Here is a 12,842-nt window from a genome sequence, read left to right on the forward strand (position 1 = left end):
ACCTCGCGAACCGTTCAAAAGAGGTTGTGTCCCGATAAACCGGATCTGCATGTCAATCGCGCTGGTAGAAGATGATCTTCTGACAAGAGCGCTCTCCGAAGTCGGTAGTCGTGCGTCGTCTTGTTGCGGCGCTGTCCGCGCCGTTCGTTTCTTCAAACGATAACACTGGTCCATTGCAGCGTCCACGTTGAACCTTATGGCTGGCTAAGGCTGTGCCGCATCTGCCGCTTTGGCGAACGCGGCGATGAAACTCCCAAACCCGCCACCGATGTCGACCGTCCCTGGCGAAGAATGCCTGTGCAACAGGCGTGCCAAATCTGATTGATTAAGAATCAACGGCTTATGGCCTGGTTATTCGTTGGCTACGGACAAAATGTCCGGAGGGCCCCGGACAAATTATCCATGCTACCCTGGTATCGCGTCTCCTTTGCAGCCAAGCGGCAGCAAGTTGGTTTCCGAGCCAGCAGGCAAATTCATAGTAAAATGGTATCTACCGGCTTCGGCATTTCGGGCAGATCACCCTCCTTGAGGGCCTCCCGCAGGCTGATTTCGATCGTTTTCGCGATGGCGGCTATTGGCAGGTCGTTCGGCAATATTCCAAAGGGTGCCTCAAGTTCGTCGCCGAGCGCATCCAGCCCAAAGAACGTGTAGGCGACTACTCCGGCCGCGACGGGCGTGAGAGCACCGAGAACGTCGGCAAGACCAAAGGGCAGCATGAAGCAGAACAGGTACGCCGTCCGGTGAAGCAGGAGCGTGTAGCCGAAAGGCACTGGCGTGTTGCGAAGCCGCTCGCAGCCGGCAAGCACGCCATTCAGCTCACAGAGGGTACGGTCGAATATGGAGAACTCTATGTCGCTGATGGCACCGGTACAACGAAGCCGCGCAAACGCCTCACCGATCAACCGCAATATATAGTCCGGCACGTTGCGGGTCGTCGACAGAGCCTTTTTTTCTTCGGGCGAGAGAGTTGCATCCGCCGTTTTGTTCGGGCGGTCATGATAGCGCAGGTGGCGCACGAGTTCGTCAACGAATATGATATTCAAGTGGACAAGACGTGCACGGGCGCCGGTGGCTGTTCCGTCCGGCCGGGTCAGCACGATGGTCTGACGGGCGAGATCCCGACTGGCCGCGAGCAGGCGCCCCCAAAGCTTGCGGCCTTCCCACCAGCGGTCGTAGCAAGCATTGTTCCGGAAGCCCAGGAAGATGGACAGCGCGATGCCGACGAGTGAAAAAGGCGCCCCGTCCACCAACGGTATAAACTGCGGCTCACGACTGTGTCCCCAGACGACGAACACTGACAGCGCCATGACGATCAGCACCCTGGGATAGATCCGCCGAATGACGGAGCCCCTGATTTCCAGGAATAAAGTGAGAAGGCTTGGCGTTTCGCGAACGATCATATTCCACCCTGTGATTGCCGGGCTGGCTTCGTCCACCGGCGGGGTCCGGCGAGACGCTCCGCCGGTGGCGTGTCAAAAAAGACAGAGCAGTGGCACTCTCGGGGCCTGCCAGACGCCCCAAAGGATCGGGATTTCGACCGTGGCCTAGGCAAGCAGCGACTTGCCATCAAGACAGCCCTCGCCGTGCCGTTTCTGCTTCAGCTGTAGCAATTGTCCCCCGTTTGGTTGCGTTCGTGGAGGTTGTTCGCCTCTGGCGCCGTTAAGGCCAGGATACGGCTCCTCCACCATTGGTGGCATGAACGAAGCAATAGGCGTGCCAGTTAAAATTAAAGCAATATCAATGGTTTACAGAGATGATCTTTGTAGATTCCAGACAGCTTGTCCGCGTTGGGTGGACAAGCTGTCGTGTGCCGACAGTCGAACAGCATTCCAAACTTAGTTCCCGTGCCCCACAGCCTCCGGCAATTGACACGTGTCTGAGCCCACTCGCCTTTACATCGGCTGGCAGGGGGAGGGCCGGAAGGAAGCGATCCCAGCCGCCCGCGTCTTTTTTCTTCACGCGCTTTGTCAAATCATTTTACCGATTTGGCTCCGCGTTCAAAGCCTCGGCTTCTTTGGGCCGTTTGCCGCTATCGATCGACCAGGTGAGAAGCGGGAGCACCTCGGCGTACAGCCAAGGAGCCAGTTCCTCCCGAGGCCAGCTGCCGCGCCCGCCCAGGGTCCACAGAAGTTCCGATACCTGCAGCCATTTGCTTCCTTGCGGGAAGCGGATCACCTGGGAGGCTGCCGAATTGCCCGGATTGAGCTCGACCAACAGGGTCACGTTCTCGATCTGGAACCGGGCAAGCCTCGCCAGGCGCTCGATCTTGTCTGCCAGTTGGCCCTTCAGCACCCGCTTGCCCTCCATTGCCCGGGCGAGCGCTGTTTCGATATGGCTCATGACCTCGGCGATGTTCCGGGCGAATTCCGAGATGCCGACCTTCAGCTTCGCCTGCGCGTTCGCCCGGAGCCCGGCGATGCCGCCGGCGTTTGGCAGGTCGGAAGCTTGAACCTCTTCCTCGCCGCCGATGATGGCGGTAACCTGTTTGCCGGTCAGTTTCCGTCCGGCTTCGAACTCGGCGAGGACCTGGGGCAGGTGTTCGGGCGAGGCGGCGAGCTTGCCCATGACCGTCGCTGGCACCCTGGCTTGGACCAGCCGCGTTTTGTGATCCTTGAGAACGGTCGCTATCCTGATGAGGCTATGGACGTGTTGGCGGGTAGTTGGACACCGAGGCCACCCATCTGCCGAAGGTCCTTTCCGGATTAGCTCCACGGGTGGACGACTGGCCTATGGCGCCGTAGCAGCGGCGTCAACCCCGATGTCTTGACTAAGCCGTTGTCAACAATGTGCTTTCTGACCCCGGAGTCCTTTCAAGGTCGCGCATTGCAAGTGGGACTCCGGACCAGGCAACCCCAAGGATTCGATATGTTCGTTTCGGCGGCCAGCACATGGAAGTCATGCCGGTCATGGGAGGCTTGCAGAAGGGGCCTCGAGCGCGGGAAAGTCCCGGAAATCCGGGCATAAGCAGGTGATCTTGAGAGTGGGAGCCGCCACAAGGCGTCGGTCCGACTTGGAAACAATGCAAAGGATTCGCTGACCCCTCGCGACGGGGCGAATGGCAGTCGGAATGAAGCCGTCCTGCCAACGAGCGACCGAGGCAGATTGCAATCTATCATACAGTCTGGAAGACCTCGACAGTGATAATGTTGTCGTCTGCAGTCGGACTGGGTTCGCAGTCAGGTGTTGAGGAGAATCCGCTGAATGAGGTCGGTCCATGTCTGGAAGCGCCGACGACGTCGTTGCTCAAGAAATTCGAATCCGAATGCGGGTGGGCGTTACAGCAGCTTTCGCTCATTTCGGCGGCGCTGTGTGATCGCAGTTCGAAAATTGGCTGGAACCGAGAAACCGGCGATTGGTAGGCCCGGTTCTTTCGACCATACCGCATTGTTCTTCAGTGCTACTGCAAATCGACCGATTCCCGTACGTCTTTCAGGTTAAGCGATGCGAGAAGTGATCGCTTTTCTGACATAGCTGACCAGCAACTCGGCAGCACAGATAACGCTCAACCCAACACCCGACCTGCGGCCGCAGAGCTGCCATCCGCAAGTCGGAAGCGTGGACTCGTCTTCGGATCACTTCCTCGTGTTGATCGAGGCTATGCCAAAGTTACCGAAGAATTGACATAAATTAGTAATCGCTAATACAGAATACACTGCTATTTTACGTGGCAGTAGGACATTTGCTGAGAGTTCGAGCCGGGTACATCCGTTCGACCTCAATAGGGGTAGAGATTGCGAAGGCACGCAGCTGTTGCTGGACGCAAGCCGAAGACGGCGGCGCCGCAAAGGATTGGGGCTCACTCGGGGCATTGGTTGCGTGCTGTGCTTCAGGACCCTTCTCTTTCCAGGTGCCAGTGATGAACGATGGTGAGCGGACTCATACTGAACCGGAGGCGAGTTCTTGGACCGGGCGCAACAGGCGTCTCGACCCGTCGCGGCTGCCGGAGACGGTGAGCTATTATACGCGCGACAACTATGGCGACGTGACCTTCACGCTCAACCAGCGTGGTGCGGTGGTCCGACGCACGCAGGATCTAAGCAACGTACCGGCAATCATTGCCCTTCCCGCCAAGGTTTTCCGCGGCGTGGCCGCCTGCGCGATGGCGGATCCGGATGGAAAAATCACATCGGAGCTCAAGCTTCTGCACATTGATCCGACGCTGACGGTGCCGCTGCTGGTGTCCGACGATCTCGAACTTGTTGCCGCCGACTGGCGTGCCTGGGCCGAGGCCTACCGTCTGCCTATGCTTCTGCTTGACGCCGACGGCGTTGCCCGCACGCTTGAGGAAACGCTCGGTGCCAGCGTCAACACCCTCTCACCCCAGCGACCGCATCATGGGCCGCGTCTCGACCATGCGCCCAGGCTTTCTAATGCTGGCCTGATGAACAAACTGACGGCATTAGAGCATATCGGTCGACTGGTGGATCGGAAGTGATGTGACACTCGTGTTCATTTTTCCCGGCGCATGTGGCTATAGGTGTTGGCAAGCAGAGCCCAGGCGAGCGCACGCGATACATGGCTGAAGTCGCTATGATCGCGAACGTCGCCAAATGCGACCGCGGCTGTCTCGCCGGCGATCGCGGCAGCTGCCTTGGGATCCCCACACGATGCGAGGTAGAAAAGGATGCGCAGCCTGGCATCGCGCGCGGACACGGTGTTGAAGCCGCTCGCGGCTTCCATGGCCGACTCAACACACTGAAGCGCCTCGATGCTCTGGTTCCACCGTCAGGTCCTCAAGGCAAGCCACGAGGGGAGCGACTTCGAATTTCGGCTTGTGCTTTAGCCTGCGCGACAGGCGCTCGCCGAATTCCCGGATGTCGGTCGCCATGTCGTCGGAAAGAAAAGGCATGCTGCGCAACAACTCGACCTCTGTTGGCAGGTGCAGGCCTGCTACCGCCGCCTTGTGGCGGCGCCTGAAATGACGGTCCTCAGTGGGATGGGAATCTTTGGCAGCCATGGCCGTCGCCACTCAGGCATCCAGGCCGGACCGCTCGGCAGGACGGCCAAGCCGATACCATCTGGAATGCGTCCTCGCCCAGGTCATGTCGGCTGACAGCAGCCACACGGGAGAAGTGCCTATCGGTCTGTTCATTCCGACGAGCGTCGGATGTCTGGTCGACAGTCCCACCTACTGGCGCCAATTACGCACGCTATCCGCTCCAGATTCTCTTCCTCATCATCGCTAGACCCCAACGCTGCACGGCAAAGCGCGCAGCGCTTCAGGGCATGCGTGCGTTAACTGTTGAACGCGGAGGCCACCTGGTGTTGCTGCGGCACCTGACCGTTTGGCGTCAGTCTGTCGACGATGCCGGGCAGGGCGGTGGAAAGCTGCTTGAGCAGTTCCTGCTCGTCCATGCCGGTGCGCTGCGCGATCTCATGGATGACCTGCGGCCCGAGTGCTGCACCCAGATCATTGGCGTTGATCGACTGGTTCTGACCGGTGCCGACCCAGGAATCGGCGACATTGCCATGGCCGGCGTCTCTGAGCTTGCCGAGCAGGCCGCCCAGACCGCCGAGCAGGCCACCGTCGCCGGGGTTGGCTTCGGTCGGAGCAGGCGCTTGAGTCTGCTGGTCCGGCTGGTCGGCGCTTCTGCCGCTCAGCATCTTGCCGACCAGCAGCGCGCCGAGCGCGATCATCAGCGGTTTGGTGATGTTGCCGCCGGGAACGGCGTTGTCGAAAAGTCCCATAGTGGATCCTCCATCTCAACCAAGCCCGGCCCATCTCCAACAATGACGCATGCAGGCAGAATTTCAAGCTGGCTTGAGCTTTTGACAATCATATGAAAATGTCGGGTTGGCAGGGGATGGAGAGGAAAAAATGGGTATCATCAGCTGGATCATTCTCGGCGTGATCGCCGGCTTCATCGGCAGCAAGATCGTCAACAAGACCGGCCAGGGCCTGATTATGGACATCGTGCTCGGCATCGTCGGTGCCGTTGTCGGCGGCCTGATCTTCAGTGCTTTCGGTGCATCGGGGGTCACCGGCCTCAACATCTGGAGCCTGATCGTTGCGGTGGTCGGCGCCGTCGTCGTGCTGTGGGCGTATCACCAGTTCAGCGGCAAGCGCACCATCTAGACGCGTCGGCTCTTCGTCTGCCATCTGCGGGCGTTGGATGGAGCCGTGTTTGCGGCTCCATCCGCCGGCCGGTCTGCGTATTGACTCAAGCGACCAAGGCGAGCCGGCGCTTGCGTTCGTCGAGCGACACGATGGCGAGCCCGCTGGCGACGACAAGCAGGATACCGCAGACGGCCAGCGCATTGGGAAGTTGTCTGAATACGAGCAGGCCAGAAATGACCGCCCAGACGGTGAAGCAGTAGTAAAACGGCGCAACGGCGCTGGTCGGTCCGATGCGGTAGGCCATGAAGATGAAGAAATGGCCGAAGATCAGGAAAAATCCGGCGCCGGCCATCAGCAGCAGGTGACGCGTCTCGGGCGCCACCCAGCGCTCCGAAACCAGATGTGCCGCACCCGAGCCGATCAGCACCACCACGACGGCGGAAATCGCCACGATCATTCCCGGCACCTCGGCCGAAACGCGCCTGCCGGCAAGGTCGCGCGCGGCTGCCAGTGCCGCATTGCCGAGCGCAAGCAGGGCGTAGACCGAAATGCCCTGCATGGTCGGCTGCGCCACCATCAATGCGCCGATGAAGCCGAGCCCGATCAGCGCCATGCGTTGGCCGCCGATGCGCTCGCCGAACAGGATCGAGGAGCCGACCAGCATCAGCAGCGGCGTGATCTGTCCGAGCGCGGTGGAATCCGCGATCTGCATGTTAGCGAGCGCCACGACATAGCAAAGGATCGCCGCCAGTTCGAGCAGGTTCCTGCGCAGCACTTGGCCGTCGAAGATCAGGGGGATCTGTTTGCCGTAGCCAAGCAGGAACAGCAGCGGAAAGCCCCAGAGCGTTGCGGCCGCGCCGCGCAGAAACAGCACTTCGTAGGAGGGCAGGCCCGTGGTCGCGAGTTTCATCATCGTATCGTTGACGAGATACGATCCGGTCGAGACGATCATGAAAAGCGGGCCGCGAACGGTCGTCGGAAGGAAATGCATCCGGTCAGGAAATCAGACCTCGCCAGCGGCTGCAATGGGCCATCAACTGGCCGTGAACCAGACAGCGATTGGCGGGAACAGAGCGCGATACCGGCTTCGATCGGTCGGCTCCGCGCCCATTTCATTTTGTCCCGAACCTTCCTATATCGGCGTCATGTCCCCGCAATCGGATCGCTGGTTCGGACCGAGTGAGACTGCACCCGGCCAAAAGACGCTTGTGTTTTTTGGCCTTTGTCGCTAATCGCCCCGCATTCGACTGAACTGAAGGTCCCGGCCGTCCAAGGAAAGAGACTATGGCAAAAGGTAAATTCGAGCGCACTAAGCCTCATGTGAACATCGGCACGATTGGTCACGTTGACCATGGCAAGACGTCGCTGACGGCGGCGATCACGAAGTATTTTGGCGAGTACAAGCGCTACGACCAGATCGATGCGGCGCCGGAAGAGAAGGCGCGCGGCATCACCATCTCGACGGCTCACGTCGAATACGAGACGGCCAACCGCCACTATGCCCACGTCGACTGCCCCGGCCACGCCGACTATGTGAAGAACATGATCACCGGTGCGGCGCAGATGGACGGCGCGATCCTGGTGGTGTCGGCCGCCGACGGCCCGATGCCGCAGACCCGCGAGCACATCCTGCTGGCCCGTCAGGTCGGCGTGCCGTCGATCGTGGTGTTTTTGAACAAGGTCGACCAGGTCGATGACGCCGAGCTGCTGGAGCTGGTCGAGCTCGAGGTGCGCGAGCTGCTGTCGAAGAACGAATTCCCCGGCGACGACATTCCGATCGTCAAGGGTTCGGCCTTGGCCGCGCTCGAGGATTCGAACAAGACGATCGGCGAGGATGCGATCCGCGAGCTGATGGCTCAGGTCGATGCCTACATCCCGACGCCGGTCCGTCCGCTCGACAAGCCGTTCCTGATGCCGATCGAGGACGTGTTCTCGATCTCGGGCCGCGGCACGGTGGTGACCGGCCGCGTCGAGCGCGGCGTGGTCAAGGTCGGCGAGGAACTGGAAATCATCGGCATCCGTCCGACGACCAAGACGACCTGCACGGGCGTCGAGATGTTCCGCAAGCTGCTCGACCAGGGCCAGGCCGGCGACAACATCGGCGCGCTGCTGCGCGGCGTTGACCGTGAAGGCGTCGAGCGCGGCCAGGTTCTGGCCAAGCCCGGCACGGTGAAGCCGCACAAGAAGTTCGTGGCCGAAGCCTACATCCTGACCAAGGACGAGGGTGGCCGTCACACGCCGTTCTTCACCAACTACCGTCCGCAGTTCTACTTCCGCACGACCGACGTGACCGGCATCGTGTCGCTGCCGGCCGGCACCGAGATGGTGATGCCCGGCGACAACATCACGGTCGATGTCGAGCTGATCGTGCCGATCGCCATGGAAGAGAAGCTGCGCTTCGCCATCCGTGAAGGCGGCCGCACCGTCGGTGCCGGCATCGTCGTCACCATCAAGGAATAAGCGATCCGGCGCTGCCGGTTCGGTAAGGAAAGGGCGGTCTTCGGGCCGCCTTTTTTGTTTTCGGCGCGGCGTGGCCTGGGAATTGCGTCTCACTCCCAAAGCTGCCGCAAGCCCCGTCGCAGTGAGGAGTGTAGGGTGCTCCGGAGGAGCTTTGCTAAGAGTGCCCAGCGGAAACTGGCCATCGAGGCAGGTTGAGCCACGCTCGATTTTGCCGCTATCGTGGCCGTTGGCAGCGCAGGGGCCGGCGGAGGATCGAGAATGAGCCAGGACGTTCCGACACTGTACGAATGGGCAGGCGGCATCGAGGTGCTGAACCGCCTGACCGAAACCTTCTACGACAAAGTGGCGAAGGACCCGATCGTCGGGCCTGTCTTCAAGGCCATGTCGCCGGATCATCCTATGCATGTCGCGGCCTTTATCGGCGAGGTTTTCGGCGGGCCGAAAAGCTACAGCGAAAAGTTCGGCGGCCACCGCGAGATGGTCATGCACCATCTGGGCAAGCATTTGACCGAGGAGCAGCGCCGCCGCTGGATCAACCTCCTGGCCGATGCCGCCGACGAGGTCGGCTTGCCCGACGATCCCGAGTTCCGTTCCGCCTTCATGGGCTATGTCGAATGGGGATCGCGATTGGCGAAGATGAATTCCAATCTCGGCGAGACCTGCGATCCGGAGACAGAACCAATGCCAGCCTGGGGCTGGGGCGTGCCTGGCGGCCCGTACAAGCCGCCAGCCGGAAAATCGTAATCGTTGCATGCCGGGCCGACAGCGCGACCTTTGCCGACGGCAGAGAATCTGGATTTCTGGCAAAGAAAATGAAACTGCATCCGGCTGCTCTTTACAGAGCGCACGGAAGCTTTTAGGAAGCGCCTGTTGCGCCGACACGCGCACGTTACGGGCATAGCTCAGTTGGTAGAGCGGCGGTCTCCAAAACCGCAGGTCGTAGGTTCGAGCCCTGCTGCCCGTGCCATTTTCGAAATGGCTATCAGAAACGACATTTTTGCCGGTGGCCTTTGAAATTCGGCGACCCGCTTGCCATATTGAGGCAATTCGGGCATAAGAGCGCCATAGCCGGGACGGAACGACTGGATGGTTCCGAGGCGGCGTTTGGTCATAAAGCGGACACTTGCCACTTGCGTGGATCAAGAATCGGTTTTATGTAGACAGGACAGACACGCGGCGCGTGGAGCTGGGAAGCCGGCTTTACGCGTCTGATTTGCATGGGCGAAGTGATTGCGCTGATTCGGCGCGACAGTGGACCCAGGCGGCACGTCCCGGCCAGCGGGATCATCCAGGGGACCCGGCCAACGGGTCTTGAAGACAGGCGGCATATGGCTTCGAAAACCACAAATCCATTCGTCTTTCTCCAGCAGGTGCGCGCGGAGACAGCCAAGGTGACTTGGCCGTCGCGGCGCGAGACGATGATCTCGACGGTGATGGTTCTGGCCTTCGCTGTGATCGCGATGCTCTTTTTCTTCACCGCCGATCAGCTCATGGGCCTCGCGGTCGAGCAGATTCTGGGAATTGGACGCTAAGTCCGGCGATTACGGAGAAGTCGTAAAATGGCTACGCGCTGGTATATCGTCCACGCCTATTCGAACTTTGAAAAGAAGGTCGCCGAGGACATCGAGAACAAGGCCAAGCAGAAGGGCCTGTCCGCCGATATCGAGCAGATCGTGGTGCCGACCGAGAAGGTCGTCGAGGTTCGTCGCGGCCGCAAGGTCGATGCCGAGCGCAAATTCTTCCCGGGCTATGTGCTCTTGAAGGCCAATCTGACCGATGCAGTGTTCTCGCTGGTCAAGAACACGCCGAAGGTCACCGGCTTTCTCGGCGACTCCAAGCCGGTGCCGATCACCGAGGCGGAAGCGCAGCGCATCCTGAATCAGGTGCAGGAAGGCGTCGAGCGGCCGAAGCCCTCGGTCACCTTCGAGATAGGCGAGGCGATCCGCGTCTCGGATGGTCCGTTCGCGTCGTTCAATGGTTTCGTCCAGGAAGTGGACGAGGAGCGGGCGCGGCTCAAGGTGGAAGTTTCGATCTTCGGGCGCGCCGTGCCTGTCGATCTGGAATTCGGACAGGTCGAAAAGGGCTGATCCGAATCCTTGGCGCCTGTCGGCGATCAGGGGAGGCGGCGCGGAGGCGCGCGGCCTTGAGAACGGTGGGAGGCGAATGCGGCTTTAGCCTGTCGCAGGAACCGCACCACCAGACTGCAACCGCCGGTGTTTCCCAGGTCGTGGAGCCGGCATAGACAAAGGCAGGAATAGAGATGGCTAAGAAAATTGCAGGCCAGCTCAAGCTCCAGGTCTCCGCGGGTTCGGCTACGCCGTCGCCCCCGATTGGCCCGGCGCTTGGTCAACGCGGCATCAACATCATGGAGTTCTGCAAGGCGTTCAACGCGCAGACCCAGGAAATGGAAAAGGGATCGCCGGTTCCGGTGGTCATTACCTACTATCAGGACAAGTCGTTCACCTTCGTCATGAAGACGCCGCCGGTGAGCTACTTCCTGAAGAAGGCTGCGAACCTGAAGTCTGGTTCGAAGGAACCCGGCAAAGTCAAGGCCGGTACTGTTTCGCGCGACAAGGTTCGCGAGATCGCTACCGCCAAGATGAAGGATCTGAACGCAAACGACGTCGAAGCGGCCGTGCGCATGGTCGAGGGCTCTGCCCGTTCGATGGGTCTGGAAGTGGTGGGCTGAGATCATGGCAAAGATTGCAAAGCGTGTATCCAAGTCCCGCGAAGGCATCGATCCCAACAAGGCCTATGCCCTGGGTGAAGCGCTGAAGCTGCTCAAGGACCGTTCGTCGGTCAAGTTCGACGAGACCGTCGAAGTCGCCATGAACCTCGGCGTCGACCCGCGCCATGCCGACCAGATGGTCCGCGGCGTGGTCAACCTGCCGAACGGCACCGGCCGCTCGGTTCGCGTCGCCGTGTTCGCCCGTGGCGATAAGGCTGAAGAGGCCAAGGCCGCTGGCGCCGACATCGTCGGTGCGGAAGACCTGGTCGACATCGTCCAGAAGGGCACGATCGATTTCGATCGCTGCATCGCTACGCCGGACATGATGCCGCTCGTCGGCCGTCTCGGTAAGGTGCTCGGCCCGCGCGGCATGATGCCGAACCCGAAGGTCGGCACCGTCACCACCGACGTCGCCGCCGCCGTCAAGGCATCGAAGGGCGGCGCGGTCGAGTTCCGCGTCGAGAAGGCGGGCATCGTGCATGCCGGCGTCGGCAAGGTCTCGTTCGATGTCAAGGCGCTGGAAGAGAACGTCCGCGCCTTCGCCGACGCGGTGACCAAGGCAAAGCCGGCTGGCGCCAAGGGCAACTACGTCAAGAAGGTGTCCGTCACCTCGACGATGGGCCCGGGCCTCAAGTTGGATGTCTCGACGCTCGCCGCGTCCTGATCGAATTTTTTGGGCCAGCCGCACGCGGCTGACCTTTGAAGTGAATTCCGGGCCTTGGACTTGTCTTGGGCCCGGTACCGGGAGCCGGAAGGCTTCCGGACATCCTGTCCGAGATTGCAGGCGGCCCTCAGCCTTAATTCGTCTGGGCCTGCATGAGACGGGTGAAGACCTGACAACGGAGCGACTGCTCCAATGAAGGGTTCGAACCGTGTTTGCCTTTTGTCTGCGCATCGCCGGCTTGGCCGTCGATGTGGCGAAAGGGGGCAGGATCCTCGAGCGTCGTTCGGGAGATCCGTTACTGGATGGCCCGGCCGGCAAAAAGGCAACCCGACGCCTGTCTTTGTGAATGGGATGTTCCCGTTAACAGGATGGGGGTCAACTGGAGATAGGCAGTGGACAGAGCGGAAAAACGCGAACTCGTCACGGGCCTGAACGATGCGTTCTCGGGCGCAGGTTCAGTGGTCGTGGCCCACTATGCCGGTATCACCGTCGCGCAAATGAACGACCTCAGGTCGAAAATGCGCGCCGCCGGTGGCACCGTTAAAGTCGCGAAGAACCGTCTCGCCAAAATCGCTCTTCAGGGCACGGACTCCGCATCGATCATCGACCTGTTCAAGGGACAGACGCTGGTCGCCTATTCGGAGGATCCGATTGCGGCGCCGAAGGTCGCGTCCGATTTCGCCAAGGGAAATGACAAGCTTGTCATTCTCGGCGGCGCAATGGGCACGACCTCGCTTGACGCCGACGGTGTGAAGGCACTCGCCACACTTCCGTCGCTCGACGAGCTGCGCGCCAGGCTGGTTGGCATGATCGCCACGCCAGCAACCCGGATCGCCCAGATCGTCAATGCGCCAGCGGCTTCGGTCGCGCGCGTCATCGGCGCTTACGCCCGGAAGGACGAGGCGGCATGAGGCCGTTCCTCGCTATCACAA

16 protein-coding genes and 1 tRNA gene are annotated in these 12,842 nt (G+C 60.8%); 10 read left to right on the forward strand and 7 right to left on the reverse strand.

All coding sequences use genetic code 11. The features are described 5' to 3' along the window. Positions 1–473: 473 nt before the first annotated feature. Together FJ934_RS11790 and FJ934_RS11795 are read right to left on the reverse strand one after the other, a co-directional pair. Entirely contained in the window at positions 474–1,400 is a 927-nt protein-coding gene (locus tag FJ934_RS11790) for a bestrophin family ion channel (RefSeq protein WP_140609825.1), read from the reverse strand. 577 nt (positions 1,401–1,977) lie between these two features. Beyond that, complete coding sequence (locus FJ934_RS11795) at positions 1,978–2,565, reverse strand: hypothetical protein (RefSeq protein ID WP_140609801.1); 588 nt, start codon at positions 2,563–2,565, stop codon at positions 1,978–1,980. Positions 2,566–3,856: 1,291 nt separating this feature from the next. On the opposite strand from FJ934_RS11795, the gene FJ934_RS11800 reads away from it, so the two are divergent. Beyond that, entirely contained in the window at positions 3,857–4,435 is a 579-nt protein-coding gene (locus FJ934_RS11800) for a DUF6101 family protein (protein ID WP_246671490.1), read from the forward strand. Positions 4,436–4,449: 14 nt separating this feature from the next. Here FJ934_RS11800 and FJ934_RS11805 read toward each other — a convergent pair whose 3' ends face one another. The 4 genes from FJ934_RS11805 to FJ934_RS11815 form a co-directional block, all read right to left on the reverse strand. After that, the gene (locus tag FJ934_RS11805; RefSeq protein ID WP_140609802.1) at positions 4,450–4,680 is read right to left on the reverse strand and encodes a hypothetical protein; all 231 of its coding nucleotides are present in this window, start codon (positions 4,678–4,680) and stop codon (positions 4,450–4,452) included. A gap of 7 nt (positions 4,681–4,687) precedes the next feature. Then, positions 4,688–4,957 (reverse strand): hypothetical protein, encoded by a 270-nt coding sequence (locus tag FJ934_RS11810; RefSeq protein ID WP_140609803.1) that lies wholly within the window; start codon positions 4,955–4,957, stop codon positions 4,688–4,690. A 12-nt stretch (positions 4,958–4,969) separates the two neighbouring features. Further along, a complete protein-coding gene (locus FJ934_RS28760; protein ID WP_348640934.1) occupies positions 4,970–5,128 on the reverse strand; it encodes a DUF6634 family protein in 159 nt (52 codons plus the stop codon). A 107-nt stretch (positions 5,129–5,235) separates the two neighbouring features. Further along, a complete protein-coding gene (locus tag FJ934_RS11815; RefSeq protein ID WP_140609804.1) occupies positions 5,236–5,688 on the reverse strand; it encodes a YidB family protein in 453 nt (150 codons plus the stop codon). A 130-nt stretch (positions 5,689–5,818) separates the two neighbouring features. Between FJ934_RS11815 and FJ934_RS11820 the strand changes: the two genes are divergently transcribed. Further along, on the forward strand, positions 5,819–6,076 hold the full coding sequence (locus FJ934_RS11820; protein ID WP_140609805.1) for a GlsB/YeaQ/YmgE family stress response membrane protein: 258 nt from the start codon (positions 5,819–5,821) through the stop codon (positions 6,074–6,076). 85 nt (positions 6,077–6,161) lie between these two features. On the opposite strand, the gene FJ934_RS11825 is transcribed toward FJ934_RS11820, so the two are convergent. Next, on the reverse strand, positions 6,162–7,049 hold the full coding sequence (locus FJ934_RS11825; protein ID WP_140609806.1) for a DMT family transporter: 888 nt from the start codon (positions 7,047–7,049) through the stop codon (positions 6,162–6,164). A gap of 293 nt (positions 7,050–7,342) precedes the next feature. Between FJ934_RS11825 and tuf the strand changes: the two genes are divergently transcribed. The 8 genes from tuf to rplJ all read left to right on the forward strand — a co-directional run bounded on the left by tuf (position 7,343) and on the right by rplJ (position 12,821). Beyond that, positions 7,343–8,518 (forward strand): elongation factor Tu, encoded by a 1,176-nt coding sequence (tuf, locus tag FJ934_RS11830; protein WP_010909256.1) that lies wholly within the window; start codon positions 7,343–7,345, stop codon positions 8,516–8,518. Between the two features lie 258 nt (positions 8,519–8,776). Continuing rightward, positions 8,777–9,262 carry a group II truncated hemoglobin gene (locus FJ934_RS11835; protein ID WP_140609807.1) on the forward strand — a complete coding sequence of 162 codons (486 nt, stop codon included), beginning with the start codon at positions 8,777–8,779 and terminating at the stop codon, positions 9,260–9,262. A gap of 147 nt (positions 9,263–9,409) precedes the next feature. Then, positions 9,410–9,485 (forward strand) — tRNA-Trp (locus FJ934_RS11840). A gap of 361 nt (positions 9,486–9,846) precedes the next feature. After that, positions 9,847–10,050, forward strand: a complete 204-nt coding sequence (gene secE, locus FJ934_RS11845; RefSeq protein WP_140609826.1) for a preprotein translocase subunit SecE — start codon at positions 9,847–9,849, stop codon at positions 10,048–10,050. Positions 10,051–10,077: 27 nt separating this feature from the next. Then, positions 10,078–10,605, forward strand: a complete 528-nt coding sequence (nusG, locus tag FJ934_RS11850; RefSeq protein WP_015317996.1) for a transcription termination/antitermination protein NusG — start codon at positions 10,078–10,080, stop codon at positions 10,603–10,605. 173 nt (positions 10,606–10,778) lie between these two features. Beyond that, complete coding sequence (gene rplK / locus FJ934_RS11855; RefSeq protein WP_140609808.1) at positions 10,779–11,207, forward strand: 50S ribosomal protein L11; 429 nt, start codon at positions 10,779–10,781, stop codon at positions 11,205–11,207. Positions 11,208–11,211: 4 nt separating this feature from the next. Beyond that, positions 11,212–11,910, forward strand: a complete 699-nt coding sequence (gene rplA / locus FJ934_RS11860; RefSeq protein ID WP_140609809.1) for a 50S ribosomal protein L1 — start codon at positions 11,212–11,214, stop codon at positions 11,908–11,910. A gap of 392 nt (positions 11,911–12,302) precedes the next feature. Next, positions 12,303–12,821, forward strand: coding sequence for a 50S ribosomal protein L10 (rplJ, locus tag FJ934_RS11865; RefSeq protein WP_140609810.1), 519 nt, complete (start codon positions 12,303–12,305; stop codon positions 12,819–12,821). Positions 12,822–12,842: the final 21 nt, after the last annotated feature.

Origin of the sequence: Mesorhizobium sp. B2-4-12, from assembly GCF_006441575.1 — a bacterium.
Taxonomy (GTDB): Bacteria; Pseudomonadota; Alphaproteobacteria; order Rhizobiales; family Rhizobiaceae; genus Mesorhizobium.